The organism is Streptomyces sp. NPDC003456 (assembly GCF_042878735.1).
GTDB lineage: Bacteria > Actinomycetota > Actinomycetes > Streptomycetales > Streptomycetaceae > Streptomyces.
Genome location: NZ_JBIAOK010000003.1, coordinates 1,118,254 through 1,144,813, shown reverse-complemented (window position 1 = coordinate 1,144,813; position 26,560 = coordinate 1,118,254). Strand labels below are relative to the sequence as shown.

At 72.2% G+C, this 26,560-nt stretch carries 24 protein-coding genes; 10 read left to right on the top strand and 14 right to left on the bottom strand.

What is annotated here, in order from left to right; genetic code table 11:
• Positions 1-90 precede the first annotated feature (90 nt).
• Positions 91-3,123, bottom strand: a complete 3,033-nt coding sequence (uvrA, locus tag ACFYWG_RS16055) for an excinuclease ABC subunit UvrA (protein WP_389201763.1) — start codon at positions 3,121-3,123, stop codon at positions 91-93.
• Positions 3,124-3,344: 221 nt separating this feature from the next.
• Here uvrA and ACFYWG_RS16050 point away from each other — a divergent pair, with 221 nt between their 5' ends.
• Both ACFYWG_RS16050 and ACFYWG_RS16045 read left to right on the top strand, forming a co-directional pair.
• The gene (locus ACFYWG_RS16050; RefSeq protein WP_383503457.1) at positions 3,345-4,037 is read left to right on the top strand and encodes a maleylpyruvate isomerase family mycothiol-dependent enzyme; all 693 of its coding nucleotides are present in this window, start codon (positions 3,345-3,347) and stop codon (positions 4,035-4,037) included.
• Positions 4,038-4,072: 35 nt separating this feature from the next.
• The gene (locus tag ACFYWG_RS16045; RefSeq protein WP_389201760.1) at positions 4,073-4,729 is read left to right on the top strand and encodes an MBL fold metallo-hydrolase; all 657 of its coding nucleotides are present in this window, start codon (positions 4,073-4,075) and stop codon (positions 4,727-4,729) included.
• A gap of 177 nt (positions 4,730-4,906) precedes the next feature.
• On the opposite strand, the gene aroQ is transcribed toward ACFYWG_RS16045, so the two are convergent.
• The 8 genes from aroQ to ACFYWG_RS16005 all read right to left on the bottom strand — a co-directional run bounded on the left by aroQ (position 4,907) and on the right by ACFYWG_RS16005 (position 14,445).
• Entirely contained in the window at positions 4,907-5,380 is a 474-nt protein-coding gene (aroQ, locus tag ACFYWG_RS16040; protein ID WP_376331919.1) for a type II 3-dehydroquinate dehydratase, read from the bottom strand.
• Positions 5,381-5,611: 231 nt separating this feature from the next.
• Positions 5,612-6,712 carry a calcium:proton antiporter gene (locus tag ACFYWG_RS16035; RefSeq protein ID WP_389201757.1) on the bottom strand — a complete coding sequence of 367 codons (1,101 nt, stop codon included), beginning with the start codon at positions 6,710-6,712 and terminating at the stop codon, positions 5,612-5,614.
• 175 nt (positions 6,713-6,887) lie between these two features.
• Complete coding sequence (locus tag ACFYWG_RS16030; RefSeq protein WP_389201755.1) at positions 6,888-7,085, bottom strand: hypothetical protein; 198 nt, start codon at positions 7,083-7,085, stop codon at positions 6,888-6,890.
• Between the two features lie 132 nt (positions 7,086-7,217).
• Positions 7,218-8,219, bottom strand: a complete 1,002-nt coding sequence (locus tag ACFYWG_RS16025) for a TerC family protein (RefSeq protein WP_383503461.1) — start codon at positions 8,217-8,219, stop codon at positions 7,218-7,220.
• Positions 8,220-8,442: 223 nt separating this feature from the next.
• The gene (locus tag ACFYWG_RS16020; protein ID WP_389201753.1) at positions 8,443-10,452 is read right to left on the bottom strand and encodes a TerD family protein; all 2,010 of its coding nucleotides are present in this window, start codon (positions 10,450-10,452) and stop codon (positions 8,443-8,445) included.
• A 73-nt stretch (positions 10,453-10,525) separates the two neighbouring features.
• Complete coding sequence (locus ACFYWG_RS16015; RefSeq protein ID WP_369196340.1) at positions 10,526-11,104, bottom strand: TerD family protein; 579 nt, start codon at positions 11,102-11,104, stop codon at positions 10,526-10,528.
• A gap of 140 nt (positions 11,105-11,244) precedes the next feature.
• Positions 11,245-13,395: an excinuclease ABC subunit UvrB gene (gene uvrB, locus ACFYWG_RS16010; RefSeq protein WP_389201750.1), complete on the bottom strand. Its 2,151-nt coding sequence runs from the start codon at positions 13,393-13,395 to the stop codon at positions 11,245-11,247.
• 177 nt (positions 13,396-13,572) lie between these two features.
• Entirely contained in the window at positions 13,573-14,445 is an 873-nt protein-coding gene (locus tag ACFYWG_RS16005) for an MHYT domain-containing protein (RefSeq protein WP_383503464.1), read from the bottom strand.
• Between the two features lie 289 nt (positions 14,446-14,734).
• Here ACFYWG_RS16005 and ACFYWG_RS16000 point away from each other — a divergent pair, with 289 nt between their 5' ends.
• Both ACFYWG_RS16000 and ACFYWG_RS15995 read left to right on the top strand, forming a co-directional pair.
• Positions 14,735-15,607, top strand: a complete 873-nt coding sequence (locus ACFYWG_RS16000) for a glycerophosphodiester phosphodiesterase (protein ID WP_383503465.1) — start codon at positions 14,735-14,737, stop codon at positions 15,605-15,607.
• A 146-nt stretch (positions 15,608-15,753) separates the two neighbouring features.
• Positions 15,754-16,308: a methylated-DNA--[protein]-cysteine S-methyltransferase gene (locus ACFYWG_RS15995; RefSeq protein WP_385418144.1), complete on the top strand. Its 555-nt coding sequence runs from the start codon at positions 15,754-15,756 to the stop codon at positions 16,306-16,308.
• A gap of 46 nt (positions 16,309-16,354) precedes the next feature.
• On the opposite strand, the gene ACFYWG_RS15990 is transcribed toward ACFYWG_RS15995, so the two are convergent.
• Complete coding sequence (locus ACFYWG_RS15990; protein WP_389201747.1) at positions 16,355-16,783, bottom strand: VOC family protein; 429 nt, start codon at positions 16,781-16,783, stop codon at positions 16,355-16,357.
• A gap of 206 nt (positions 16,784-16,989) precedes the next feature.
• On the opposite strand from ACFYWG_RS15990, the gene ACFYWG_RS15985 reads away from it, so the two are divergent.
• Together ACFYWG_RS15985 and ACFYWG_RS15980 are read left to right on the top strand one after the other, a co-directional pair.
• The gene (locus tag ACFYWG_RS15985; protein ID WP_383503496.1) at positions 16,990-17,895 is read left to right on the top strand and encodes a pseudouridine-5'-phosphate glycosidase; all 906 of its coding nucleotides are present in this window, start codon (positions 16,990-16,992) and stop codon (positions 17,893-17,895) included.
• 107 nt (positions 17,896-18,002) lie between these two features.
• Complete coding sequence (locus tag ACFYWG_RS15980; RefSeq protein WP_389201745.1) at positions 18,003-18,986, top strand: carbohydrate kinase family protein; 984 nt, start codon at positions 18,003-18,005, stop codon at positions 18,984-18,986.
• 72 nt (positions 18,987-19,058) lie between these two features.
• On the opposite strand, the gene ACFYWG_RS15975 is transcribed toward ACFYWG_RS15980, so the two are convergent.
• Positions 19,059-19,850, bottom strand: a complete 792-nt coding sequence (locus ACFYWG_RS15975; RefSeq protein WP_385418138.1) for a methyltransferase — start codon at positions 19,848-19,850, stop codon at positions 19,059-19,061.
• Positions 19,851-20,224: 374 nt separating this feature from the next.
• Here ACFYWG_RS15975 and ACFYWG_RS15970 point away from each other — a divergent pair, with 374 nt between their 5' ends.
• Positions 20,225-21,352 (top strand): magnesium and cobalt transport protein CorA, encoded by a 1,128-nt coding sequence (locus ACFYWG_RS15970; protein ID WP_376331940.1) that lies wholly within the window; start codon positions 20,225-20,227, stop codon positions 21,350-21,352.
• Between the two features lie 67 nt (positions 21,353-21,419).
• Here ACFYWG_RS15970 and ACFYWG_RS15965 read toward each other — a convergent pair whose 3' ends face one another.
• Both ACFYWG_RS15965 and ACFYWG_RS15960 read right to left on the bottom strand, forming a co-directional pair.
• Positions 21,420-21,848, bottom strand: a complete 429-nt coding sequence (locus ACFYWG_RS15965; protein WP_376331942.1) for a CBS domain-containing protein — start codon at positions 21,846-21,848, stop codon at positions 21,420-21,422.
• Positions 21,849-22,125: 277 nt separating this feature from the next.
• Positions 22,126-22,758, bottom strand: coding sequence for a uridine kinase (locus ACFYWG_RS15960; protein ID WP_389201742.1), 633 nt, complete (start codon positions 22,756-22,758; stop codon positions 22,126-22,128).
• 177 nt (positions 22,759-22,935) lie between these two features.
• Between ACFYWG_RS15960 and ACFYWG_RS15955 the strand changes: the two genes are divergently transcribed.
• The 3 genes from ACFYWG_RS15955 to ACFYWG_RS15945 all read left to right on the top strand — a co-directional run bounded on the left by ACFYWG_RS15955 (position 22,936) and on the right by ACFYWG_RS15945 (position 26,014).
• Positions 22,936-23,634, top strand: a complete 699-nt coding sequence (locus tag ACFYWG_RS15955) for a DUF2293 domain-containing protein (RefSeq protein ID WP_389201740.1) — start codon at positions 22,936-22,938, stop codon at positions 23,632-23,634.
• Positions 23,635-23,938: 304 nt separating this feature from the next.
• Positions 23,939-24,418 (top strand): DUF1772 domain-containing protein, encoded by a 480-nt coding sequence (locus ACFYWG_RS15950; protein WP_389201738.1) that lies wholly within the window; start codon positions 23,939-23,941, stop codon positions 24,416-24,418.
• A gap of 105 nt (positions 24,419-24,523) precedes the next feature.
• Positions 24,524-26,014 carry a glutamate synthase subunit beta gene (locus ACFYWG_RS15945; protein WP_383503471.1) on the top strand — a complete coding sequence of 497 codons (1,491 nt, stop codon included), beginning with the start codon at positions 24,524-24,526 and terminating at the stop codon, positions 26,012-26,014.
• 33 nt (positions 26,015-26,047) lie between these two features.
• Here ACFYWG_RS15945 and ACFYWG_RS15940 read toward each other — a convergent pair whose 3' ends face one another.
• On the bottom strand, positions 26,048-26,533 hold the full coding sequence (locus ACFYWG_RS15940; RefSeq protein ID WP_389201736.1) for a carboxymuconolactone decarboxylase family protein: 486 nt from the start codon (positions 26,531-26,533) through the stop codon (positions 26,048-26,050).
• Positions 26,534-26,560: the final 27 nt, after the last annotated feature.

Here is a 26,560-nt window from a genome sequence, read left to right as displayed (position 1 = left end):
CACGACTCACGACGACGCGCCGTGTCCCCGGGTACTCCCCGGGGACACGGCGCGTCATCAGCAGGCGAGTGGCGTCCGCAGACGCCGGGGTCAGCCCTTGGTCGAGCGCGTCGCCTTCTTGGCGGCGGCCTTGCCCGCGGCCTTCGTGGTCTTGGCCGCCGGCTTCTTGGCGGCGCCGACCGAGGAGGTGGCGGTACGGGCCGTCCGGGACTGCGACGGGACCGTCTTCTTGGCCGTCCGGCGCGGGGCCTTCACGGAGGACGAGGACGCGTCGCTGATCCGGTCGGCTCCGAGGATCTCCCGCAGGAACTTGCCGGTGTGGCTGGCCGGGACCGCGGCGACCTGCTCGGGCGTGCCCTCGGCGACGACCAGTCCGCCGCCGGCGCCGCCCTCGGGGCCCATGTCGACGATCCAGTCGGCGGTCTTGATCACGTCGAGGTTGTGCTCGATGACGATGACCGTGTTGCCCTTGTCGACCAGGCCGGACAGGACCTTCAGCAGCTTGCTGATGTCCTCGAAGTGCAGACCGGTGGTGGGCTCGTCCAGGACGTAGACCGTGCGGCCGGTGGAGCGCTTCTGCAGTTCGCTCGCGAGCTTCACGCGCTGCGCCTCACCGCCGGACAGGGTGGTCGCCGCCTGGCCGAGGCGGACGTAGCCGAGGCCGACGTCCTTGAGCGTGTTGAGGTGCCGGGCGATCGCGGGGACGGCCTCGAAGAAGTCGGTCGCCTCCTCGATCGGCATGTTCAGCACCTCGGCGATGGACTTGCCCTTGTAGTGGACCTCCAGGGTCTCCCGGTTGTACCGGGCACCGTGGCAGACCTCGCACGGGACGTAGACGTCCGGGAGGAAGTTCATCTCGATCTTGATGGTGCCGTCGCCCGCGCAGTTCTCGCAGCGGCCGCCCTTGACGTTGAAGGAGAAGCGGCCGGGCAGGTAGCCGCGGACCTTCGCCTCGGTGGTCTCGGCGAACAGCTTGCGGATGTGGTCGAAGACGCCGGTGTACGTCGCCGGGTTGGACCGCGGGGTGCGGCCGATGGGCGACTGGTCGACGTGGACGACCTTGTCGACGAGGTCGTCGCCTTCCACGCGCGTGTGCCGGCCGGGCACGCTCCGCGCGCCGTTGAGCTCGCGGGCCAGGTGCGTGTAGAGGATGTCGTTGACCAGGGTCGACTTGCCCGAGCCGGACACGCCGGTGACGGCGGTGAACACGCCCAGCGGGAAGGACACGTCGATGTCCTGGAGGTTGTTCTCCCGGGCGCCGTGCACCGTGAGCTGCCGGGACGGGTCCAGCGGGCGCCGGATGTCGGGCAGCGGGATGGCCTTCTTGCCGGACAGGTACTGGCCGGTCTGCGACTCTTCGTTGGCCAGGAGCTCCTTCAGGGAGCCGCTGTGCACGACCTTGCCGCCGTGCTCGCCGGCGCCGGGGCCGATGTCGACGACCCAGTCGGCGACCTTGATGGTGTCCTCGTCGTGCTCGACGACGATGAGCGTGTTGCCCATGTCGCGCAGCCGGACCAGGGTCTCGATCAGCCGGTGGTTGTCGCGCTGGTGCAGGCCGATGGACGGCTCGTCGAGGACGTACAGCACGCCGACGAGGCCGGAGCCGATCTGGGTGGCCAGGCGGATGCGCTGGGCCTCGCCGCCGGAGAGGGTGCCGGCGGCGCGGTTGAGGGAGAGGTAGTCCAGGCCGACGTCGACCAGGAAGCGCAGCCGCTCGTTGACCTCCTTCAGCACGCGCTCGGCGATCTTCTTGTCGCGGGCGGTGAGCTTCAGCTCGCCCAGGAAGTCCGCGCAGTCGCTGATCGACATGGCGGAGACCTCGGCGATGGACTTGCCCATGATCGTCACCGCGAGGACGATCGGCTTCAGCCGCGTGCCCTCACAGGTGGGGCAGGGCACCTCGCGCATGTAGCCCTCGAAGCGCTCGCGGCTGGAGTCGCTCTCGGCCTCGCTGTGCCGGCGCTTGACGAAGGGGACGGCGCCCTCGAAGGCCGTGGTGTAGCGGCGCTCGCGCCCGTAGCGGTTGCGGTAGCGCACCTCGACCTGGGTCTTGTGGCCGTACAGCAGGGCCTTCTTGGCGCGCTGCGGCAGCCCCCCGAAGGGGATGTCCGTGCGGAAGCCCAGCGCGTCGGCGAGGGCGCCGATGAGGCGGGCGAAGTAGTCCTTGGTGTGGCCGTGGGACCAGGGGTGGATGGCGCCCTCGTCCAGGCTCTTGTCCGGGTCCGGGACGATCAGCTCGGGGTCGACCTCCATGCGCGTGCCGATGCCGGTGCACTCGGGGCAGGCGCCGAAGGGCGAGTTGAAGGAGAAGGAGCGGGGCTCCAGCTCCTCGAAGGACAGGTCGTCGTAGGGGCAGTACAGGTGCTCCGAGAACATGCGCTCGCGCTCGGGGTCGTCCTCGGGGAGGTCGACGAAGTCGAGCACGACCATGCCGCCGGACAGGCCCAGGGCGGTCTCGACGGAGTCGGTGAGGCGGCGCTTGGCGCTGTCCTTGACGGTGAGGCGGTCGACGACCACCTCGATGGTGTGCTTCTCCTGCTTCTTCAGCGTCGGCGGGTTGGACAGCTGCACCGTCTCGCCGTCCACGCGCGCGCGGGAGTAGCCCTTGGTCTGCAGGTCCGCGAAGAGGTCGACGAACTCGCCCTTGCGCTCGCGCACCAGCGGGGACAGCACCTGGAAGCGGCTGCCCTCGGGCAGTTCCAGGACCCGGTCGACGATGGCCTGGGGCGACTGGCGGGAGATGGGGCGGCCGCACTGGGGGCAGTGCGGCTTGCCGATGCGGGCGAAGAGCAGCCGCAGGTAGTCGTAGACCTCGGTGATGGTGCCCACCGTGGAGCGCGGGTTGCGCGAGGTCGACTTCTGGTCGATGGAGACGGCCGGGGACAGGCCCTCGATGAAGTCGACGTCCGGCTTGTCCATCTGGCCGAGGAACTGCCGGGCGTAGGAGGAGAGGGACTCGACGTAGCGCCGCTGCCCCTCGGCGAAGATCGTGTCGAAGGCCAGCGAGGACTTGCCCGACCCCGACAGGCCCGTGAAGACGATGAGCGAGTCGCGCGGGAGGTCGAGCGAGACGTTCTTCAGGTTGTGCTCGCGCGCTCCACGGACGATGAGACGGTCGGCCACGCCGGTCCGCACCTTTCTTGAGAGAAGTGACAGGGGCGAGGCCCCCGTCTTTCCCAGACTAGGGGGAGCCACTGACAACGCCGGACGGATTCACGGGTGTCAACAATCCCCGGCTCTCCAGCATGCCCGACGCCACGTCCGACCATATAGCACGTGCTTTCGATTAACGGCACTCCTTCACCACCTTCACCCGAACGAGTGGCGGAGCTAAGGTCAGCACCATGATTGATCACGCTCATGACCTGGCCTCTGTACGGGACGCGACGGAACGGCTGCTGACCGCTGTCGGCACACTCGACAACGCGGCTGTGACGCAGCCGTCACGGCTGCCCGGCTGGAGCCGCGGCCACGTACTGGCCCACCTGGCCCGCAACGCGGACGCGCTGGTGAACGTCTTCGAGGGACGCCCCATGTACGCCTCCGCCGCGGCCCGGGAAGAGGACATCGAGCGGGACGCCCCGCGCGCCCTCGACGTCCAGCTCGCCGACGTGCGCGACAGCGCGGCCCGCCTCCAGGACGCCGGGGACGCCCTCGCGGACTGGTCGCGCACGGTGGAGCTGCGCAACGGGGTCACGGACTCCGCCTCCCGTGTGCCGTTCCGGCGGTGGGTCGAGGTCGAGCTGCACCACGTGGACCTCGGCATCGGCTACGAGCTGGAGGACCTGCCGGCCGACTTCACGGAACGGGAGATCGCGTTCCTCACCGAACGCTTCAGCGGGCACCCGGACGTGCCGCCGACCCGCGTCACGGACGGCACGCGCGCGTGGAGCACGGGCCGCGCCGCGGAGGGCGGCGGGGGCGCGGTGACCGTCACGGGCTCCCCGGCCGACCTCGTGGGCTGGCTCTCCGGCCGGCGCACCGGGGAGGCACTGCGCGTCGAGGGCGGCCCGCTCCCGGCGCTGCCGCCTCTGTAGGACCCGGGCCGGTCCCCCGCTATAGGCTGACGGACATGACGTACAGCGGACAGGTGACGGTCGGCGGGCCTGCCGACGTGCATGAGCTCAAGGACCTGATGATCACCAAGATCGCGGTCGGTCCGATGAACAACAACGCCTATCTGCTGCGCTGCCGGGCCACCGACGAGCAGGTGCTGATCGACGCCGCGAACGAGGCGTCCGTGCTGCTCGGCATGATCGGCGACGACGGCATCGCCTCGGTCGTGACGACCCACCGGCACGGCGACCACTGGCAGGCGCTCGCCGAGGTGGTGGGCGCCACCGGCGCCCGTACGTACGCGGGCCGGGACGACGCCGAGGGCATCCCCGTCCGCACCGACGTGCTCGTCGACGACGGCGACACCGTCCGGGTGGGGCGCGTGGAACTCACCGCGCGCCACCTGGTCGGGCACACCCCCGGCTCGATCGCCCTCGTCTACGACGATCCGCACGGGCATCCCCATGTGTTCACCGGGGACTGCCTGTTCCCCGGTGGTGTGGGCAACACCCATCAGGATCCGGAGGCGTTCGCCAGCCTGCTCCACGACGTCGAGACGAAGATCTTCGACGTCCTGCCGGACGAGACCTGGGTCTACCCGGGCCACGGCCACGACACCACCTTGGGCGCCGAGCGCCCGCAGCTGCCGGAGTGGCGCGCACGCGGGTGGTGAAGCACGCGCGCGGCGCGCGACACGCAGGGTGAAGGTCACGGGGGGGGGCGCGGGCGTCGGCCGGCGGGCCGGGTAAGCGCCCCGTCCAGCCCGTCGGTGTCCGGCCTCCGGGCTGCACACCGCTCGGCAGGATCCGGTCGCCTGCCGTCGCCCGGCCTCCCCTCTTATGCCGCGGGCCTAGGCGTCCGCCTTGCCCGTCCCGGCCAGTGCGGCCACCCGTTCGACTCCGAACACGTATCCCTGCACCCCGCAGCCGGCGATGACCCCGTCGGCGCGCAGCGACACGTAGGAGTGGTGCCGGAACGACTCGCGCTGGTGGATGTTGGAGATGTGGACCTCCAGCACCGGCATGCCGTCACAGGCGTTGAGGGCGTCCAGGATCGCGACCGACGTGTGCGAGTAGGCGCCGGGGTTGATCACGATGCCGCAGTGGTGCGTCCGCGCCTCCTGGATCCAGTCGACCAGCTCCCCCTCGTGGTTGGACTGCCGGAAGTCGACCGTGCCGCCGTGCGCGGCCGCCGCCTTGACGCACAGGGCCTCGACGTCGGCGAGGGTGTCGGATCCGTAGATCTCCGGCTGGCGCCGGCCGAGCAGGTTCAGGTTGGGGCCGTTGAGGATCATGATCGGGGCGTTGGCCAGGGTGCGGGGCACGGTTCCTCCGGTCCGGACGGGGTCGGCGGCCCGCGGCGGGCCGCTGCTCACAGCCGGTCTATCACGGTGCGCCGACCATCCGGCCGGCCGCGGCCTCCGGGCAGGACGCGCGCGATCGTCCCGACCCTCTGATCGGGCGAGCGTGGACTGCTCGGCCGCTTCGGCGCCCTGCTGATCGTCCGCGCACCACGGTCACGTCCTGAGTCCGGGCGGTGCGGGGCGGAGCGCGCCTCACGGGTTGATCGCCAGCTCCAGATACGCCGCGAACAGCACGAGGTGCACGCCGCCCTGCAGCGGTGTGGCCCGCCCCGGCACGACCGTCAGCGAGGCCACCACCACGGTGAGGGCGAGCAGCACCATGTGCGTCGCGCTCAGGCCGAGCACCAGCGGGCCGGAGAGCCACAGGGAGGCCAGGGCGACCGCGGGGATGGTCAGGCCGATGCTGGCCATGGCCGAGCCGAGGGCGAGGTTCAGGCTGGTCTGCACCCGGTCGCGGCGCGCGGAGCGCAGGGCGGCGATGGTCTCCGGGAGCAGGACGAGCAGCGCGATGACCACACCGACGACGGCTTGGTGCAGGCCGGCGGCCTCGACTCCCGACTCGATGGTGGGCGACACCCCCTTGGCCAGTCCGACCACGCCGACGAGGGCGAGACCGAGCAGTCCCAGGCTGATCAGTGCGGTACGGGCGGTGGGCGCCTCGGCGTGCTCCTCGGCGGTGATCACCTCGCCGTGGCGGGTGATCGGCAGGAAGTAGTCCCGGTGCCGCACGGTCTGCGTCGCGACGAACAGGCCGTAGAGGGCCAGCGAGGACAGGGCCGCGAAGGTCAGCTGGACGGTGGAGAACTCCGGTCCCGGCTTGGTGGTGGTGAACGTGGGCAGCACCAGGCTCAGCGTGGCCAGTGTCGCCACGGTCGCCAGCGCGGCGCCGGTGCCCTCGGGGTTGAAGACGGCCGTGCGGTGGCGCAGCGAGGCGACGAGCAGGGACAGTCCTACGATGCCGTTGCAGGTGATCATCACGGCCGCGAAGACGGTGTCCCTGGCCAGCGTCGCGCTCTTGTCGCCGCCGTCGATCATCAGGGTGACGATGAGGGCGACCTCGATGATCGTGACGGCCACGGCGAGGACGAGCGAGCCGAACGGCTCCCCCACCCGGTGGGCCACCACCTCCGCGTGGTGCACCGCCGCCAGCACCGCACCCGCCAGGACGAGGGTCACCACGGCGACGACCGCCGCCGGCAGGTCACGCCCCCAGGTGAAGACGAGCAGCACGGCAGCCAGCAGCGGCACCAAGGTCGTCCACTGTGCTGCGAGCGGCCTGCGCCGAGCGGTCATGCGGTGATCGTCGCAGAGGCGCGGGGGCCCCGCACTCCGGTCGCGCCGGGATCGTGACGACCAGCGGACCGGCTAGGTGAGGTCATGCTCGTCGACCACGTCGCAGTCGGTGTGCTTCCGTTCGCCGATGCTGAGCGCGTCGAGCCGTTGCGCCATCCTGCTGGTCTCGGGGTCGTCACTGTTGCGCATGGCCTCCTGATACGAGTCGAACTCGATCAGCGCAGGTGACGGTGGGGCCGGTCCCGGTCCTGAGCAGGATGCTGCGGGTGGGGCCGCCGGAACGGCCGGCGGTGCGCCGGCCCGCTTCCGCGACCAGCTGCTGCATCTCCTCCAGGCGCTCCGTCTCGAAGTCGATGATCTGGACGAACTTCATGGCGTCTCCCGCCGGCCGCGGCGTCCCCGGGCCGGGAACGCGTGTGCACCCAAGCAAGCACCGGGAGCGGAGCTCGGCCATTCGCCGCACTCCGCTCCCGGCTGCTGTGATTCCCTCAGGCGCAGGACGCGCTCAGACGTCGACGCTGTCCTTCGTGGCGTCCCCGTCCTTGCGCGATGCCGCCTCGGCCGCCGCCTGCTTCTTGGAAGCGCGCAGGCTGGTGATCGTGGTGACGATCAGGACGGCGCAGATCACGCCGAGCGAGACCGGGATGCTGATCTCGGGGACGTGCACCCCGGACTCGTGCAGGGCGTGGAGCACGAGTTTCACGCCGATGAAGCCCAGGATGATCGACAGGCCGTAGCTCAGGTGCACCAGCTTCTTGAGCAGGCCGCCGATGAGGAAGTACAGCTGGCGCAGACCCATCAGGGCGAACGCGTTGGCGGTGAAGACGATGTACGGGTCCTGGGTCAGGCCGAAGATCGCGGGGATGGAGTCCAGGGCGAACAGGACGTCCGTCATGCCGATCGCGAGCATCACGACCAGCATCGGGGTCATGACCCGCTTGCCGTTCTCCCGGATCCACAGCTTGGTGCCGTGGTAGCGGTCGGCCACGCCGAAGCGCCGCTCGGCGGCCTTGAGGAGCTTGTTCTCCTCCCACTCCTCGTCCTCCTCGTCCGCCCGGGCCTCCTGGATGAGCTTCCAGGCGGTCCAGATGAGGAAGGCGCCGAAGAGGTAGAACACCCACGAGAAGCTGGCGAGGATCGCCGCACCGGCGGCGATGAAGATCGCGCGCAGGACCAGGGCGATGAGCACACCGACCAGCAGCACACGCTGCTGGTACTGCGAGGGCACCGCGAACTTCGCCATGATCAGGACGAACACGAAGAGGTTGTCGACGCTCAGCGACTTCTCCGTGATGAAGCCCGCGAAGAACTCACCGGCCGGCTGTCCGCCCGCGAAGACGAACAGGCCGAGCCCGAACAGGACGGCCAGGACGATCCAGACGACCGTCCAGATCCCCGCTTCCTTGATCGACACGTCGTGCGGCTTGCGGCCGATGAAGAAGTCGACCGCGATGAGGGCGGCCAGGCCCACGATCGTCAGGACCCATAGGGTCACGGAAACATCCACTGCGCCTCCGGCAGTCGTAACGGCAAATGTCAGCGTCGTCGCTGCCGGAGGTCTCTTCCACCCAAGGTTGGGCCGACGCCCCGGGATCTGGCCTGATCCGTATTGACGGGTACGCCGCAGCAGACAGGGAGTACTCCCCTCCGTGCCGTCTACAGTACCCCCATCACCAAGAACAGGTAAAGCGCTTGGCAAAAGAAAGACCAAGACCCCAGGTCAGAGGTCTTTACCAATGCTTGGCGCGGGCTGCCGCCACCTGACTCAGCACCTGCTGCAGCACTTGGCTGCCCGGCGGCACGAGCGAAGGCTCGTAGGTCCAGGCATGGCCGACCCAGGGGTCGGCGAGGTGGTCGTCGGCCACCGGCGTCAGCCGCAGCAGCGAGCGCCACAGCGGATCGAGCAGCGGCCCGTAGGCCGAGGACTCCTCGCGGTCGGCCACCATCATCAGGTGGACGCCGAAGGCGGGTCCCTCGTCGGCGAGGTAGCGCAACTGGTTCACGGCACGGTCGTCGAAGCCGTGGGGGAAGTCGTTGACGATCAGCAACTGCTGCGCGGTGTCGAACCCGGGCGGGAGGGCGTCGGCGGCGCCCCCGCGCACGGCCATCTGCACCAGGTCGACCCGCTGGGTGAGCCGGCCCAGCACGTCCGCCACCCCGGCGGCGCCGAGCGCGGGCGGGCCCGCCAGCACACCGGTCTGCACCAGCGGGGCCAGGGCCTGCGCCCCGGATCCGGCCGGGTCGATGACGTGGACCGTGAACTCGCCCGTCGGGTAGACGGCCAGCAGCCGGGCCGCGTGCGCGACGGCCGTCTCCATGGCCAGCCGTCCCACCGCGTGCGCGTCGGTCAGCGATCCGCCGGCGGAGGAGACCCGTCCGCTGTCGATCCACAGACCGCGCTCCAGCGGCAGCCGGACCAGCATGGGGATGCGGATCCCGTCCGCCTCGGGCAGGTGCAGATCCCCCAGCCGCAGGGCCATGGGGAGTTCCATCGGCACCCGGTAGGCGTGCCAGACGGGGCTGTCCCAGCGGGCGTACGGCGCGGGCAGGGCCGGTTCGACGACGTCGGCCTCGGCCTTGAGCTGGGCGAGGTCCCGGTCGAGGGCTTCCCTGGCCTGATCGACGAGCTGGGCGTGGCGGGCACGGGCCGCCTCGCGGGCCGCGTCGCCCTGCCCGCCGATCCGGTTGCGCGGGTCGGACAGGACCTGTTCGAGCTCCTTGTCCATGCGGGACTCGGCGAAGTCGACGGCGCTGCGGTAGGCCGCGGTCGTGCGGGCCAGGTCCTCGAACATGCCCCAGACCTGGTTGTAGAGCCGCTCGTCCATGGACCAGCCGGTGGCGTCGCCCGCGACGGGCCGGGCGGGCTGCCCGGGTGCGGCCGGGGGCGCGGTCGGCGGGGGCGGGGGCGGCGCCGCGTTCTGCCGGCGCGGGTGGCTGTAGTCGACGGGGCCGCCGGCCGGGGGCGCGGACGGCTGGGTGACGGGACCCGGGTCGGGCGCGCCCCCGGCGTACGGGTGCTGCGGCTCTCCGGGCCCGCCGGGCAGCGGGCCGTCGTACGGGGACCGCGGCGGGACCGGACCGGGCTGGGGCGCGGTGCCGCCCTGGTCGGGGCCGAGGGCGGGGGCCGCGGTCTGCCGCGACCGGTCCCCGTCCGCCGTGCGCGGTGGCGGTGCCTGCACCGACCGGGCCAGGCCCCGGGCGACCGCCTCGTCGATGTCGGCCGCGAGCTGCCGGGCCTGCGGCAGGCCCTGGTCGGTGAGGAGTTCGGCCAGGCCGCCCGCGTAGCCCTGGCCGACGGCGCGCACCTTCCAGGCGCCCTGCCGCCGGTAGAGCTCCAGGGCGACGACGGCCGATTCGGTGTCCAGACCCGTGAGGGTGAAGTTGGCGATCTCACCGCCGTCGAGGCCGGTGACGGCCGTGAAGGGGGCGGCGACGGCCCCGAAACGGACCGGGCCGGCCCCGCCCGTGGGCAGGGCGAGCAGCACACCGACCCGGTGCACGGCCTCCGGCACGGCGTCCAGGTCGACCGCGAGGCGGTGCGCCGCAGCGGCCTGCCGGGAGACCTCGAGACCCGGCTGGGTGGGTGCGCCCGGGTGGGCCACCCACTCCACACCGTGGATCCGGCCGTTCTCGTCGCTGAGCGCGGCCGCGGCCACGATCGGCGTGCCGGCCGAGATCCGGATCTCGAGACGGGCCTGGGAGAGCGGGTGGTTCTGCCCCCGCACCAGCTCGGCCGTCATCGCCTTCGTCCCCCTGTGTCGTTGTGTGGTGTCGTGTGCTGCTCGCCGGCCCGGCGGCCGGGCCGGCGTGCCCTCAGAGGAGCGGCAGGATCGCCGGCATCAGGTCCTGGAAGGTGCGGCCGTTGGCCGGGTTGCCCAGGGCCGTCATCGTCCAGCCGCTGCCGGAGCGGTGCACCTTGGCCATGATCTGGGCGGTGTACTGGCCGCCACCGGCGAGCGTGTAGCGGGCGAGCTCCTGGCCGTTGGTCTCGTCGACCAGGCGGCAGAACGCGTTCTGCACCTCCTGGAAGGTCTGCCCCGTGAAGGAGTTCACGGTGAAGACGATCTGGTCGATGTGGACCGGGATCCGCGCGAGGTCGACGAGGATCGCCTCGTCGTCGCCGCCCTGCCCGACACCGCCGACCAGGTTGTCACCGGTGTGGCGCACCGAGCCGTCGTCGCTCACGAGGTGGCGGAAGAAGACCACGTCGACCGGCTGCTTGTCGGCGAACAGCACCGCGGAGGCGTCCAGGTCGATCTCCCGCGTGCGCGAGCCGAACAGGCCGCGCCGGGGAGCCGCCTGCCAGCCGAGACCCATGCGTACCGCGGTCAGGCTGCCCCCGTCGTTCTTCTGCAGACTGATGGCCTGACCCTTGGTCATGTTGACGGTCACGCGCTGATTCCCCTCTCGAACGTCCCCTGTTGCCGCGCGATCGCGGTTGACCAGAACCCTACGCAGGGGCACTGACAGCGACGTAGCCCCGGTCGTACTTTGTGTCGGTCTTGCAACACAGCCCGTACAGGGCCACGCCGTCAGGCCAGGCCGGCCTCCTTCATCTGGCGCAGTTCCTTCTTCATCTCGGAGACCTCGTCGCGCAGCCGGGCCGCGATCTCGAACTGGAGGTCGGCCGCGGCGGCCCGCATGCGCGTGGTGAGTTCCTCGATCTGCTCGGCGAGTTCGGCCGCGGGGCGGTCGGTCACCGCGGTCTCGGCGGCCTTGCCCTTCCCCTTGCCCTTGACGGCCTTGGCCGGTCCGCTCGCCTTGCTCAGGGCGGGCACCGGGGCCTTGGTGCCCCCGCCGTCCTTGCGGGACTTGCGGTAGCCGGACCCGAGGAGCTGCTCGGTGTCGATGTCCTCACGGGCGATCTGGGCGACGATGTCGTTGATCTTCTTGCGGAGGGGCTGGGGGTCGATGCCCTTCTCCGTGTTGTACGCGATCTGCTTCTCCCGGCGGCGGTTGGTCTCGTCGATGGCCTTCTCCATCGCCGGGGTGATCTTGTCGGCGTACATGTGGACCTGGCCGGAGACGTTGCGCGCGGCGCGGCCGATGGTCTGGATCAGCGAGGTGCCGGACCGCAGGAAGCCCTCCTTGTCGGCGTCCAGGATCGCCACCAGGGACACCTCGGGCAGGTCGAGCCCCTCGCGGAGGAGGTTGATGCCGACCAGCACGTCGTACTCGCCGGCGCGCAGCTCGCGCAGCAGTTCGACGCGGCGCAGGGTGTCGACGTCGCTGTGCAGGTAGCGCACCTGGATGCCCAGCTCCAGGAAGTAGTCCGTGAGGTCCTCGGCCATCTTCTTGGTGAGGGTGGTGACCAGGACGCGCTCGTCCCTCTCGGTGCGCTGCCGGATCTCGTGCACCAGGTCGTCGATCTGGCCCTCGGTCGGCTTGACGACGACCTCCGGGTCGACGAGGCCGGTGGGGCGGATGATCTGTTCGACGTAGCCGTCCGCGCGGGACATCTCGTAGGTGCCGGGGGTGGCCGAGAGGTAGACGGTCTGGCCGATGCGCTCCTGGAACTCCTCCCACTTCAGCGGGCGGTTGTCCAGGGCGGACGGCAGCCGGAAGCCGTGGTCGACGAGGGTCCGCTTGCGGGAGGCGTCACCTTCGTACATGGCGCCGATCTGGGGCACGGTGACGTGCGACTCGTCGATGACGAGGAGGAAGTCGTCCGGGAAGTAGTCCAGCAGGGTGTTGGGCGGGGAGCCGGGCAGGCGGCCGTCGAAGTGCATCGAGTAGTTCTCCACGCCGGAGCAGGTGCCGATCTGGCGGAGCATCTCGATGTCGTAGGTGGTGCGCATGCGCAGGCGCTGCGCCTCCAGGAGCTTGCCCTGCTTCTCCAGCTCCGCCAGGCGCTCGCCCAGCTCCTTCTCGATGTCGTTGACGGCCCGCTCCAGGCGCTCGGGGCCCGCGACGTAGTGGGAGGCCGGGAAGACGTAGAGCTGCTGGTCGTCGCTGATGATCTCGCCGGTGACCGGGTGCAGCGTGGACAGCGCCTCGATCTCGTCGCCGAACATCTCGATGCGGACGGCCAGCTCCTCGTAGACCGGGAAGATCTCGATGGTGTCGCCGCGTACGCGGAAGGTGCCCCGGGTGAAGGCCATGTCGTTGCGCGTGTACTGGATGTCCACGAAGCGGCGCAGCAGGTCGTCCCGGTCGATCTCCTCGCCGACCCGGAGGGGGACCATGCGGTCGACGTACTCCTGCGGGGTGCCCAGGCCGTAGATGCAGGACACCGAGGCGACCACGACCACGTCGCGCCGGGTGAGCAGCGAGTTCGTCGCGGAGTGGCGCAGGCGCTCGACCTCCTCGTTGATCGAGGAGTCCTTCTCGATGTAGGTGTCCGACTGCGGGACGTACGCCTCGGGCTGGTAGTAGTCGTAGTACGAGACGAAGTACTCGACGGCGTTGTTCGGCAGCAGCTCGCGGAACTCGTTGGCCAACTGGGCGGCGAGCGTCTTGTTCGGCGCCATGACGAGCGTGGGGCGCTGCAGCTTCTCGATCATCCACGCGGTGGTGGCGGACTTGCCCGTGCCGGTCGCGCCGAGCAGGACGACGTCCTTCTCGCCCGCCTGGATGCGCCGGGCGAGGTCGGCGATGGCCGCGGGCTGGTCGCCGTTGGGCTGGTAGGGACTGACGACCTCGAAGGGCGCCACCGAGCGTTCGATCTGGGAAACGGGCCGCATGCCATCAACGGTACGACCCCCCACTGACAACCGGCTCCGAGCAGCGGTTCCGCGGGGCGCGGGGGGGGTCGGACCTTCGCCGAGCGTCCGGGGAACGCGGGGCGCTCCGGTGCCGGCTCAGCGGTTCAGCGGTTCAGCGGTTCAGCGGGACGCGGACGCTCCGGCGCTCCGCTCCGCTCAGCGGTTCTGCGGGGCGCGGGCACCGCGGTGCTCGACCTGGCGGCGGGGGCGGAAGCGCAGGCGGCCCGCGGAGTGCCGGACGGTGGTGCGGGTGTGGGCGGGGACACCCGGCTTGCGCTCGTCGGTGACGACGGCGGGCCTGCCCATGACCATCATCGGGTCGAACATCACGACGACCCCGGCGAGCAGGAGGAAGGCGAGCGGGCCGATCATCATGGGCGCGAGCAGGGCCGCGGGCGACTCCCCCGCGACGGGCCCGGCCGCCTCGTGCAGGTGCACGTCGAGGGCGGCCATCCCGGTGTAGTGCATGCCGGTCACCGCCAGGCCCATGACGAGGCTCGCGCCGACGCTCCACGCCCACCCCCGGACCTGGCCGGCCGCCCACAGGGCCGCGGTGGCGGCGGCCATGGCGATCGCCACGGACACGGAGACGGTGAGCGTGTCGTACTCCAGCCGCCCGCGCAGGCGCATTCCGGCCATGCCGAGGTAGTGCATGGAGGCGATGCCCAGGCCGGTGAGCGTGCCGCCGGTGAACAGGGCCGTTCCGCGGGCGCCCTTGTAGCCGACGATGAAGATCCCGACGCCCACCATCACGATCGCGACGGCCAGACTCGCGAAGGTCATCGTCATGTCGTAGTGGATGGGGCTGCCGTGGACGGTGAAGCCCATCATGGCGATGAAGTGCATGGTCCAGATGCCCGAGCCGATGGCGGCGGAGCCGAGGGCGAGCCATCCGGGCCGCCAGGACCGGGCGACGAGCAGAGACCTGGTGGTGCAGCGCAGGCCCAGCGCGCCGCCCAGGCAGGCCATCAGGTAGGCCACCAGGGGTGTGACCAGGCCGTAGCTGAATCCGTCGACCGTGCCCTGCATGCGCGGCTGCCCTTCCCGCCGTGTGCTTCCCGCAATACCTGTTGTGCGCCCCCCTCCCGGGACCGCGCGGGCGGTCAGGGTCGACGCGAAGAGTATGACTCCCACCGGAATGGTCGAACGACTTTCCGGCAAAGAAACACGGCCTCGCCGCAGTTGTGCGGTACCGGTGAGCGGAGTTGGGCCTCGACTGTTCAGCGTGTGGCCATCTCGCACCCCTCTGCCGGCGACTCTCTGCTGTCACAGTTGTGCTGTCCGTGATGGCGTTGATCGCTCGACACGAGGAGTACGCATGCACGCGCGCGTTGTCGCCGCCTCGACCACCGCACTCCTGGGGACCGTCGTCCTTGTTCTTCCCTCCTCCCCCGCGCAGGCCGCCGACGACGGTCCGGTGCCGCTGGTGGTCGCGCACCGGGGGGCCTCCGCGTACGCGCCCGAGAACACGCTGGCGGCCGTCGACAAGGCGGCGGAGCTGGGCATCCGCTGGGTGGAGAACGACGTGCAGCGCACCAAGGACGGTGAGCTTGTCGTCGTGCACGACGACAACCTGCGGCGCACCACCGACGCCGAGGAGGTCTTTCCCGACCGTGCCCCGTGGAAGGTGAAGGACTTCACGGCCGCGGAGATCGCCCGCCTGGACGCGGGCAGCTGGTTCGATCCCGCGTACGCGGGCGCGCGCGTGCCGACGCTGGAGCAGTTCGTGGACCGTCTGGAGCTCCGTCACCAGAAGCTGGTGCTGGAGATCAAGAACCCGGAGCTGTATCCGGGCATCGAGCGGCAGACGCTGAAGGTCCTCAGCAACGAGGGCTGGCTCGACCGGTCGCACGTGTCGGCCCGGCTGATCGTGCAGAGCTTCAGCCCGGAGAGCGTGCGGACGGTCCACGAGCTGAGGCCCTCGGTGCGGACCGCGGTCCTCGGGACGCCGTCCGTGTCCGACGTGCTGGACTACGCGAGCTTCACCGACGCGATCAACCCGTCCGTGGGTTCGCTCACCCCGGCCTATGTGGCCTCGGTCCAGGCGTTCTCCGGACCGCACGGCCGGCCCTTGAAGGTGTTCGTGTGGACGGTCGACGACGGGACCACGGCCCGGCGGGTCGCCGACTACGGCGTCGACGGCATCATCACCAACCGGCCGGACGTGGTCCGGGACGCCGTGGGCGGATGAGCGGGCACCCGGTGCCCGGCGAGTGCGGATGACGACGGGGTGCCCGGTGCCCCGTGTGCGGATGACGGGGTGCCCGGTGCATGGCGTGCGCGGATGCCCGGGCGGGCAGCGGCCGCGCTGTCAGTGGTGGCACGTACGGTGGGCGCATGGACAGTCAGGGGCAGACCGGACCACGGGTGGTGTGGACGGTCGTCGAGAGCCGGATCGGGCCGCTGCTGCTGGCCGCCGGCCGGACCGGCCTGGTCAACGTCGTCTTCCACGCCACGGACGCGGTCCGGGACCGCGCGGTCGAGCGGTTGGCGTCGCGACTGGGCACCGAGCCCGTCGAAGCGCCCGGTTCGCCGCTGCTGGCCGAGGCGATACGCCAGTTCCGGAGTTACTTCGCCGGTGAGCGGCGCGACTTCGACCTGCCGCTGGACTGGTCGCTGATCTCCGGCTTCCCCCGCGAGGTGCTGCGCGAGCTGGCTTCGGGCGTCCCGTACGGCACGGTCGTGGGGTACGGCGAACTGGCCGGCCGCGTCGGGCAGCCCGGCGCGGCCCAGGCCGTCGGCATGGCGATGGGCGCCAATCCGCTGCCGGTGGTGGTCCCCTGCCACCGGGTCGTCGAGAGCGGCGGGGGCATCGGCGGCTTCGGCGGCGGCCTGGAGACCAAACGGCAGCTTCTCGCCCTGGAAGGGGTGCTTCCCGAGCCGCTGTTCTGAGCGGGTGCGCGTCCGCGCCCGTGTGTGGTCCGAAGCGCGTGCGCGGTCAGTCGTAGTGCCGGGCCTCCAGGACGTTGCCGTCCGGGTCGCGGAAGTAGAAGCTGCGCGTCGCGTGGCCGCGGGCGCCGAAGGAGTCGTACGACGGGTCCGACACGGGGACGGAGTGTTCCCGCAGCCGCGTGAGGAGGGCGTCGAAGTCATCGCGCGGCAGCGAGAGGCACACGTGGTTCACGGGATGCCCGGCACTCTCCACCGACCCCGGCAGCATCGTCATGCGGTCCGTGAAGGTCAGCGGCATCAGGTCGAGGAGCGTCTCGGCGTTGACGCGTACGGACGGGAAGGGCACCTCGCCGGCGGTGAACTCCTCCAGCCGCACCGCCTCCAGACCGACCGCCTCCGCGTAGAAGCGCGCGGTGGCGACGGGGTCGCGTACCCAGAGGACGACGTGGTCGAGGCGCGGCGTGTGATCCGTCATGCGTTCCAGGCTCCGGATCACGAGGGCCGTTCGCAAGGGCGCCGGTCTGACGTCGAGGGCCCGGACGACGGACGGAGGCGGCACCCTGTGCACAGGAGACCGTCCTGGCGCGGCGGGCCTGTCGGGGCCTGGGGGTTTGGCCCGGGGCGCGGCTCGCCAGAGATGAGGGTGAACCGACTGGCCGACTGACAGGAGGCGGGCGCGTGGTGCTGATGGTGTCGGAAGAGGTGCGGGCGGCGGTCGAGGAGCGGCGTCCCGTGGTGGCCCTGGAGTCCACGATCATCGCCCACGGCCTGCCACGGCCGCGCAACCTCCAGGTGGCGCTGGAGCTGGAGTCGGCCGTACGGCAGGAGGGCGCGGTGCCCGCCACGATCGCCGTGCTGGACGGGCGGCCGCATGTCGGGCTCGACAAGGAGCAACTGGAGCGGGTCGCGAACGAGGACGGCATCCGCAAGCTCGGCCACCGTGACCTGGCGCCGGCGGTGTCCGCGGGGGCGAGCGGGGCGACCACGGTGTCGGCGACCGCACTGCTCGCCTCCCTGGCCGGCGTGCGGGTGTTCGCGACGGGCGGGCTCGGCGGGGTGCACCGGGAGTGGACGGTGACCCAGGACGAGTCGGCCGACCTGGGACTGCTGGCGCGCACGCGGATCACCGTGGTGTGCGCCGGGGTGAAGTCCATCCTGGACGTGCCGGCGACCCTGCAGCGGCTGGAGACGCTGGGCGTCACGGTTGCCGGCTACGGCACGGACCGCTTCCCCGGCTTCTACCTCTCCGACTCGGGACATCCGGTCGACTGGACGCTGCGGACGCCGGAGGAGGTGGCGGGCGTGATGAGGGCTCAGGACGCGCTCGCCGGGCCGGAGGCCGCGCTGATCGTGGCCAACCCCGTTCCCGAGGAGGAGCAGCTCGACCCGGACCTGCACGCGCGCGTGCTCGCGGAGGCACTGCACGCGTGCGAGACCGAGGGCGTCACCGGTCAGGCGGTGACGCCGTTCCTGCTGGACTACCTCGTCCGGCACACCGACGGGGCGTCCCTGAACGCCAATCTCGCGGCGGTCCGCGGCAACGTACGACTGGCGGCACGGATCGCGGCGGCCTGGGCGCGGGGATGAGCGGGGTCGGCGACCCGGCGGTGCCCGGTGCCGGCAACCCGGGTGCCCGGGGAACCGACGCGGGCGAGGCCGGTCCTGGGGCCGTCGGTAGGGACGACACCGATCCGGTGGCCGTCGGGACGGGCGCAACCGATCCGGTGGCCGTCGGGGCGGGCGCTGGTGCCCGGGGGTCGGGACGGGCCCTGGGGCCGGGACGGGCCCTGCTGGTCGTCGGGGACGTGATCACCGACGTGGTCGCACGGCACCGCGGACCGCTGGCGGCCGGTACGGACACGGCCGCGTCGATCCTGACCGTGCCGGGCGGTGCCGGGGGCAACGTCGCCTGCTGGGCGGCCCACCAGGGTGCGGCCGACGTGCGGCTGCTGGGTCGCGTGGGTGCGGACTCAGCCGCTTGGCACGAACGGGAGCTCTTGGCCCGCGGGGTGCGGCCGCGGCTCGTCGTCGACCCTCACCTGCCCACCGGCACGGTGATCTGCATGGTGGACGAGGGCGCCGCGGCGGAGCGGACGTTCCTGACCGACAGTGGCGCGTCGCTGCGGCTGGACGCCGGCGACTGGTCGGACGTGCTGCTCGACGGGGTGGCCCGGCTGCACCTGTCCGGCTACCTCCTGTTCTCCGAGCCGAGCCGGGCGCTGGTGACGGTGGCGCTGCGCGCCGCACGCGCGCGTGGAGTGCCGGTGAGCCTGGACCCCGCCTCGGCCGGGTTCCTCGCCGGCCTGGGCCCGGCGCGGTTCCTGTCGCTCGTCGACGGCGTGGACGTGCTGATGCCCAGCCGGGACGAGGCGTGCCTGCTGACGGGGCTGGCCGACGCCTCCGACGCGTCCGCCGAGCTGAGTCTGCGCGTACCGCTGGTGGTGACCAAACAGGGCTGCGCAGGGGCGCTCGTGGCGCGCGCGGGGAAGGTGACCGCCCGCGTCCCGGCCGTTCCGGCGACGCCCGTGGACACCACGGGTGCCGGTGACGCGTTTACCGGTGGGTTCCTCGCCGCTCTGCTGGCGGGCGCCGGGCCGGAGGACGCCGCGGCGCAGGGCTGCCGGGCGGGTGCGCTGGCGGTGGCACGGATCGGTGGCAGGCCGCCGGCTGCCGGGTGAGAGCAGCGTCCGGCGGGCGCGTGCCGGGGGCGGCGCGCGCCCCTGGGCTCTTCTCCGCCACCGGCGACCCGGCTAGGGCTTGCGTCCCCACGCCGTGATCATCGGAGCCGTCGCCAGGTCGAGCGTGCCGGACGTGACGTTCCGCAGGTGCCGGTCGACGTCCTGCTCCGTGGCGAGGCCGGCGCCGACGAGCTGGTCGCGGATCTGGCGGATGGTGACGGCCTCGAGCGCGGCGCAGTCAGGTGACGCGAGAGGGAAGTAGGCGTCGGCGTGGACACGGCTCAGTCCCGCCTCGCGCAGGAGACGAGGCAGGGTCCGGCCGCAGGGCAGCTCGGTGCCGCGATCGGCGAGCAGCGTCCGGAAGCCCTGGCGCAGCCGGTTCGCGAGCCGCTGTTCGGGGCCGTGCTCGTCGGGGCAGGGCAAGGGCTGCAGGGCGGGATCGGCGTCCTCGACCAGGAGGCGGCCGCCGGGGCGCAGCGCCTTGACCATCGATCGCAGCGCCCGCTCCCGGTCGGTGACCTGGACCAGGGCGAGCCGGGCGTGCACCAGGTCGAAGCCCTCCCCCGGCGGCTCCGGCGCGCCGAGTTCGTGGACGCGCACCTCGACCGGTGGCCGGGCGGCGGACGCGAGCCGTGCGGTGTCGGTGTCGGTCGCCAGGACGCGTCCGGTCGGGCCGACCTTCTTGGCCAGCCAGGAGACGACCGTGGTGCCGGCGCCGACCTCCCAGCAGCGCCAGCCCGATCCGACGCCGAGTGCGTCGAGGTGGCGGAACGTCGTGGGGTCGAAGAGGGCGGCGAAGGCGCTGAAGTGCTCCGCCGTCTCGTGCCGGCGGTCGTCGAGCAGATACTCGTCGGTTGGCGTCATGCCGGGATCATCCCATTCAGCCGGACTTGTCGTACTGGTCGACGCTCCGGGACCGGTCGACGTGCCGGGACCGGTCGACGCGCCGGGACCGGTCGACGCGCCGGGACGGAGAACCGCGTGACACCCGCGGGGCGTCGATGTGGTCGGCGCGCCCAAGCCGGTCCGCCGAAGCCGGTCCGCCCAAGCCGGTGCGTCGAAGCCGGTCCGCCGAAGCCGCGGCCGCTGTGGCCACAGCCGCTGCGACCTGGCCGTCCACAGGTGGGCACCAAGCGGAATGCGCCGTTTCCACAGGCTCGCACGCCGCTCGCACGAGGCTGGCAGACTGGCGCGCCAAGGCACAGGACGGCACGAGAAGTCCACGCAAGGAGATCGGGATGTCCATGGCAGGGAATCTGCGGAAGGTGACGAGCCTCGGCGGGGTCGGCGGCCTGCGCAGGGTGGCCCGTCTGGCCCGGCGGCGTCCGCGTGTCGACCTCAGTCACCCCGCCCGGTCCCCGCTGGGCTCCTCGGTGGTGAACTGCGTGACGTACCGGGACGGTGCGCGCGTCGCCGCGCGCGGCGACCTGGTGGAGACCGTGGAGCGGGTGCGCAAGCACCGGGAGGGGTTCGTCTGGCTCGGGCTGCACGAGCCCACGGACGCCGAGTTCGCGGGCATCGCCGAGCTTTTCGACCTGCACCCCCTGGCCGTGGAGGACGCGGTCGAGGCGCATCAGCGTCCCAAGGTGGAGCGGTACGGGGAGACGCTCTTCGCGGTGTTCAAGACGGTCTGCTACGTGGAGCACGAGCAACTCACCGCCACCAGCGAGGTGGTGAACACCGGGGAGATCATGGTGTTCGTCGGCCACGACTTCGTCGTCACGGTGCGGCACGGCCGGCACGGTTCGCTCGGGCCACTGCGCGAGGAGCTGGAGTCCGCCCCCGAGCAGCTGGCCAAGGGCCCGTCCGCCGTGCTGCACGCGATCGCGGACCACGTGGTGGACGACTACCTGACCGTCACCGACGCGGTGCAACTGGACATCGACCAGGTCGAGACGGACGTGTTCGCCGAGAACGGCGCGCGGGCCGACCCGGGGCGCATCTACCAGCTCAAGCGTGAACTGCTGGAGCTGAAGCGGGCGGTGGTGCCGCTCAGCCGGCCGCTGGAGGATCTGGCCACCCGGCCGATGCGGGCGGTGGACCCCGAGATACAGGCGTACTTCCGCGACGTGGCCGACCATCTGCTGCGGGCGAAGGAGCAGATCGCCGCCTTCGACGAACTGCTCAACTCCATCCTGCAGGCGCACCTCGCGCAGGTCACGGTCGCGCAGAACGAGGACATGCGGAAGATCACCGCGTGGGCCGCCATCATCGCCGTGCCGACGATGGTGTGCGGGGTGTACGGCATGAACTTCGACCACATGCCGGAGCTGCACTGGCGGTACGGCTACGGCATGGTCGTCGGCGTCATATCCGTGGCGTGCCTGACGCTGTACCGCGCCTTCCGCCGCACCGGCTGGCTCTGACCGGGCCGCACCGCGGGGTGCTCACCCGGTCCGGGGCGTCGGCCCGGGGGTTCGACGGCTGCGCCGGTCAGGCCGTGGTGGTCCTGGCGTAGACGCTCTCCGCCCAGGTGGCCATCTGGTCGTCCGTCAGGTGCCGGGCCAGGTCGGCTTCGCTGATCATGCCGACCAGGCGCTTGTCCTGGATCACGGGCAGCCGGCGGATGCGGTGCTCCTGCATCTCGTGGAGCACCTCGCTGACATCGGCGTCCGCGTCGATCCAGCGGGGCGTGCCTTTGGCCAGGTCGCCCGCGGTGACCCTCGCGGGGTCGTGGCCCATGGCGACGCAGCCGACGACGATGTCGCGGTCGGTGAGGATGCCGCAGAGCCGCTCGTTCTCGTCGCTGATGGGCAGGGCGCCGACGTTCAGCTCGCGCATGAGCTGGGCGGCGCGGTCGAGGGTTTCGTGGGCGGGGATCCACTGGGCGCCGCGGTGCATGATGTCTCCGGCTGTGGTCATGGGGTACCTCCCGGTGCCGGACGGCCGGCGCGGCGCGGGTCGCACCGCGAGTCCCGGCCCTGCAATTCTCACCGGGCCCGGGGGCACCCGCACACCGAGCCGCCGGCGCCCCAGCCCGGTGCACCGGGGCCCGTCGACGCCCCAGCCCCCGGCCGTCGGCCCGTCGACGCCCCAGCCCGCCGGCACCCCAGCCCCCCGGCGCCCCGGCCGGGCGCTCGCGAGCTCGGGGCGTCACCCCGCCGGTGCCCGTGGCACCGGGCGGCCGGGGCGGCTCCGCTCAGCCGCTCCAGGCGGGATGCCGGGGGTCGTCCGCCCGGACCAGGACGTCGGCGGTGTGCACCGGGTCGGTCTCCTGCTCGTACCGCTCGAAGGCCGGGAGGGTCCAGTGCTCGTCCTCGGGCGTGCGGCGGCGCAGGGCACCTGGGGAGAGGAGGACATGGACGCTCAGATCGAAGGGGAACCAGTGCCGGAGGAGGAAGGGTCCGTGCAGCAGCAGGACGCCGCCGGGCGGGAGGGTGGTGTAGGGGGTGCGCGTGGCGCGGTCGGTCACCGGGTCCCACAGGTCGCGCAGGACCCGGCCGTCGCCCTCGGCTTCGAGGGGGCCGAACACCTCGCGCCACAGGGCGCCGGTGTCGTACCAGCCGCTGTAGTAGGCCTCCACGTCCCGGTGGCCGTACTCCAGACGTACGGAGGCAGGACGCAGGAATCCCTCGGTGCCGACGGCCAGCGAGGGGCGGCCCCGTTCGCGCAGCGCCTCGCCGACCCGCCGGGCGAGGTCACCGGGGCGGGCGGCGGGGGCGCCGTCGAAGGCGATGCGGGGCCAGGGACTGCCGTCGGCGGACTTCAGTTCGAGCAGGCGCTCGGCGAGCAGGTCGCCGAGCCGGTCCCAGGTGATCGCTTCGAGTCGCACACGGCCCATGATGCGTCAGCAGGCGGCAAGGGAGGCATCACGTGTCTCACCCGACCCGGCGCGGGCGGGGGGACGTCCCGGGTGGCCGGGCGGGCGGTGAGCACGCCGCCCGCCGTGGCCGTCCGGGTCCTGGGCCGCGGACGTGGTGCGCACCGCGTCAGAGGGAATGAACTCCTCATGGTCCCCCGCGTGACGCTCCCGCCCCTCGGCGGACTTGTCGTCTTCCAGCCCCTGAAGCGGCGGTACTGCGCCGAGTGCCGGCGCGGCCCACTGGCGTTGCTCGCTCTCGAAGAAGGCGCCCCGCGCTGCCTCGACTGCGCCGACCTCGGGCACCTGGTGTTCCTGCCGAGCGGCGACACCGCACTGACGCGCCGGTCCCGGGAGGAGAGCGCGCTGTCGGCGGTGGTGGTGCGGTTCAACCGGCGCAGGAACCGTTACGAGCGGCAGGGTGTCCTGGTCGAGGAGAGGGCGCTGGCGCGGGCCGAGCAGCGGTGTCTCGCGGACGCCGAGGCCCGGCGGCGGCGCCGGGTGCGGGACGCGCGGCGGCGGGCGGCGCAGGACGTGCTGTTCGCCCGGGCGTTCGCGGCGGAGATAGTCCGGTTGTTCCCGGGGTGCCCGGCCGATCGGGCGCTGGCCGTCGCCGCGCACGCCTCGGAGCGGGGCAGCGGCCGGGTCGGGCGCAGTGCGGCGGGCCGGGCGTTGTCCGAGGAGGCGGTGACGGCGGCCGTCGTGGCGTCCGTGCGGCATCTGGACACGCCGTACGACCGGCTGCTGATGAGCGGGGTGCCGCGGCAGGAGGCCCGGCGGCGGATCGCCGCGGCGGTGGAGACGGTGCTGCGGGGCTGGTCCGGGGCAGGACTGGGTTCGGCGGGGTGAGGGCGGCCGGGGCCGGCCGGCACGCCTTCGCCCGCCGCTGCCCGCCGCTGCCCGCCGCTGCCCGCCGCTGCCCGCTGCCCGCTGCCCGCTGCTGGGGCGTAAGCCGATCGCACCGGCCGTCGCCCTCGGCCGCCGGCGGGCACCGGTGTGCTCGCCCGACGCGAGCGGCCGGAGGGCAGGCCCGACCGGTGGACGCCCGCGCATGGCTGCGCGCCCCTCGGCCATGGTCCCGGGGGCCGTCGGGCACTTCACTGATGGGCAGGCAGGCGCCGGACGGCAACCGGCCCGACGGGTGGGAGAGGACATGATCGAGGGACCGTACTTCGCGCTGACGGTGCTGGGGGTGCTGGGGACGGGTCTGGTGGCCGGGGTGTTCTGCGGCTTCTCGGCCTTCGTGATGCGGGGCCTCGCGGCGCTGCCGCCGGCTCGGGGAGCTGCCGCGATGCAGGCGGTCAACGAGGCGGCGGTGCGACCGCCCTTCATGATCGTGTTCCTGGGCACGGCGGTGCTGTGCGCGGTGCTCGCCGTGGTGACGTTCGTGCTGTGGCCGGACCGTGGGGCGGTGGAGCTGCTGGTGGGCAGCGCCCTGTACCTGTTCGGCTCGTTCGGGCCGACCGTGACGGCGAACGTGCCGCGCAACGAGGCGCTGGCCAGGCTGGAGCCGGAGTCGGCCGAGGCGGCGGCGTACTGGCCGGTGTACCTGCGCGAGTGGACGCGGTGGAACCACGTCCGCACGGTCGCCTCGGCGGGGGCGGCCCTGTCGTACGTGCTGGCCCTCACCTGACCGCAGGCGGCGACGGGCACCGGGACGGACACGGACGTATCGTGGCGGGAAGGGGCGCCGCCCGACGACGCACGGCCCGTCACCGCCCACGCAAGGAAGACGGCCATGGCCGATCCCAAGGGTTTCCTGACCACCCCCCGGCAGGACTGGCCGCGCAGGCCGGTGGAGGAGCGGGCGCGGGACTGGGACGAGGTGTACGTCCCCGGTGCGCTGCTGCCGATCATCGGCGCGCAGGCCGGCCGGTGCATGGATTGCGGGATCCCCTTCTGCCACGACGCCTGCCCGCTGGGCAACCTGATCCCGGAGTGGAACGACCTGGTGTCGCGGGAGGACTGGCGGGCCGCGGCGGACCGGCTGCACGCGACGAACAACTTTCCCGAGTTCACCGGCCGGTTGTGCCCCGCGCCGTGCGAGGCGGGCTGCGTGCTGGCGATCAACCAGCCGGCGGTCACCATCAAGAACGTCGAGTGCGCGATCGCCGACCGGGCCTGGGAGGAGGGCTTCGCGCCGCCGCGGCCGCCGGAGCGGCTGTCCGGCAGGACGGTGGCGGTGATCGGTTCGGGCCCGGCGGGTCTGGCCGCGGCCCAGCAGCTCACCCGGGCCGGGCACACGGTCGCGGTCTACGAGCGGGACGACCGGCTGGGCGGGCTGATGCGGTACGGCATCCCCGAGTTCAAGATGGAGAAGCGCCATCTGGAGCGGCGGCTGGAGCAGATGCGGGCCGAGGGCACCAAGTTCCGCACGTCGACCGCCGTGGGACGTGACATCGGCGGGGACGAGCTGCACAGCCGCTACGACGCCGTGGTCGTCGCCACGGGTGCAACGGCGTGGCGCGAACTGCCCGTGCCGGGACGGGAGCTGACGGGGATCCACCAGGCGATGGAGTACCTGCCGCTGTCCAACCGCGTGCGCGAGGGGGACCTGGAGGCGTCCCCGTTGTCGGCGGCCGGCCGGCACGTCGTCATCGTGGGCGGCGGCGACACGGGGGCGGACTGCCTGGGCACCGCCGTGCGGGAGGGCGCCGCGTCGGTGACGCAGCTGGACATCTACGCGCTGCCCGACCCGGAGCGCGACGAGGACGCCGAGCCCTGGCCCACGTACCCGGTGCGGGTCTACCGGCTGTCGGCGGCCCACGAGGAGGCCCGTGACCTGCGCACGGCCCCGCTCGCGGACGCGGACGCCCGGCTGTTCGCGGCGTCCACGCTGCGCTTCGAGGACGACGGGAGCGGGCACGTGCGCGCGCTGCACCTGGTCGAGGTGGACGAGCGGCGGCGCCCGGTCGACGGTACGGGACGCACACTCCCCGCCGACCTGGTCCTGCTCGCCCTCGGCTTCACCGGCCCCGACCGGCACGACGGGCTCGTCGACCAGCTGGGGCTGGCGCTCGACCCGCGGGGCACGATCGCGCGGGACGCCGGTTTCGCCACCAACGTGCCCGGTGTGTTCGCCGCGGGCGACGCGGCCCGGGGCCAGTCGCTCGTCGTCTGGGCGATCGCCGAGGGGCGGGCGGTCGCGGCCGCCGTGGACCGCCATCTGACGGGCGGTTCGGTCCTGCCGGCTCCGATCGGCCCGTACGACCGGCCCATGACGGCCTGAACCGTCTCCGCCCCCACCCACCCCGGCGTCCGTTCACCGTTCGTCCGTGCCCGCCACCTTCCCGGTGGCCAGGGCCACCCGGTTCCAGGTGTTGATCGTGCAGATCAGGGCGAGGAGCTGGGACAGCTCCCGCTCGTCGAAGCATGCGGCGGCCTCGGCGTGGACGTCGTCCGGGACACCCGCGCCGGCCACGAGCGTCACCGCGTCCGTGAGGGCGAGGGCCGCCTGCTCGCGCTCGGTGAAGAAGTGGCGGGCCTCGCGCCACACGGCGACCATGTGCAGCCGGTCCTCGCTCTCGCCGGCCTTGCGGGCGTCGCCGGTGTGCAGGTGGAGGCAGTACGCGCAGTGGTTGAGGTGCGAGGCGCGGATCTGGACCAGTTCGACGAGGGCGAGGTCGAGCCCTTCGCGGGCGGCGGCGTCGAGTGCGACGAGCGCGCGGAAGGCCTTCGGCGCGGACTTCGCGAACTGCGGCCGGGGCGCGGCGACTTCGCTGGTGTGCGTGCTCGGGTTCGTCGTCATGCGTTCAGCCTAGGGATCGGAAAGACC

Coding starts and splice junctions, on each gene's coding strand:
- ACFYWG_RS16050 (WP_383503457.1), top strand. CDS start 3,345: ATGATTGATCACGCTCATGACCTGGCCTCTGTACGGGACGCGACGGAA.
- ACFYWG_RS16045 (WP_389201760.1), top strand. CDS start 4,073: ATGACGTACAGCGGACAGGTGACGGTCGGCGGGCCTGCCGACGTGCAT.
- ACFYWG_RS16035 (WP_389201757.1), bottom strand. CDS start 6,712: ATGACCGCTCGGCGCAGGCCGCTCGCAGCACAGTGGACGACCTTGGTG.
- ACFYWG_RS16030 (WP_389201755.1), bottom strand. CDS start 7,085: ATGAAGTTCGTCCAGATCATCGACTTCGAGACGGAGCGCCTGGAGGAG.
- ACFYWG_RS16020 (WP_389201753.1), bottom strand. CDS start 10,452: ATGACGGCCGAGCTGGTGCGGGGGCAGAACCACCCGCTCTCCCAGGCC.
- uvrB (WP_389201750.1), bottom strand. CDS start 13,395: ATGCGGCCCGTTTCCCAGATCGAACGCTCGGTGGCGCCCTTCGAGGTC.
- ACFYWG_RS16005 (WP_383503464.1), bottom strand. CDS start 14,445: ATGCAGGGCACGGTCGACGGATTCAGCTACGGCCTGGTCACACCCCTG.
- ACFYWG_RS16000 (WP_383503465.1), top strand. CDS start 14,735: ATGCACGCGCGCGTTGTCGCCGCCTCGACCACCGCACTCCTGGGGACC.
- ACFYWG_RS15995 (WP_385418144.1), top strand. CDS start 15,754: ATGGACAGTCAGGGGCAGACCGGACCACGGGTGGTGTGGACGGTCGTC.
- ACFYWG_RS15990 (WP_389201747.1), bottom strand. CDS start 16,783: ATGACGGATCACACGCCGCGCCTCGACCACGTCGTCCTCTGGGTACGC.
- ACFYWG_RS15975 (WP_385418138.1), bottom strand. CDS start 19,850: ATGACGCCAACCGACGAGTATCTGCTCGACGACCGCCGGCACGAGACG.
- ACFYWG_RS15970 (WP_376331940.1), top strand. CDS start 20,225: ATGTCCATGGCAGGGAATCTGCGGAAGGTGACGAGCCTCGGCGGGGTC.
- ACFYWG_RS15965 (WP_376331942.1), bottom strand. CDS start 21,848: ATGACCACAGCCGGAGACATCATGCACCGCGGCGCCCAGTGGATCCCC.
- ACFYWG_RS15955 (WP_389201740.1), top strand. CDS start 22,936: ATGGTCCCCCGCGTGACGCTCCCGCCCCTCGGCGGACTTGTCGTCTTC.
- ACFYWG_RS15950 (WP_389201738.1), top strand. CDS start 23,939: ATGATCGAGGGACCGTACTTCGCGCTGACGGTGCTGGGGGTGCTGGGG.
- ACFYWG_RS15945 (WP_383503471.1), top strand. CDS start 24,524: ATGGCCGATCCCAAGGGTTTCCTGACCACCCCCCGGCAGGACTGGCCG.
- ACFYWG_RS15940 (WP_389201736.1), bottom strand. CDS start 26,533: ATGACGACGAACCCGAGCACGCACACCAGCGAAGTCGCCGCGCCCCGG.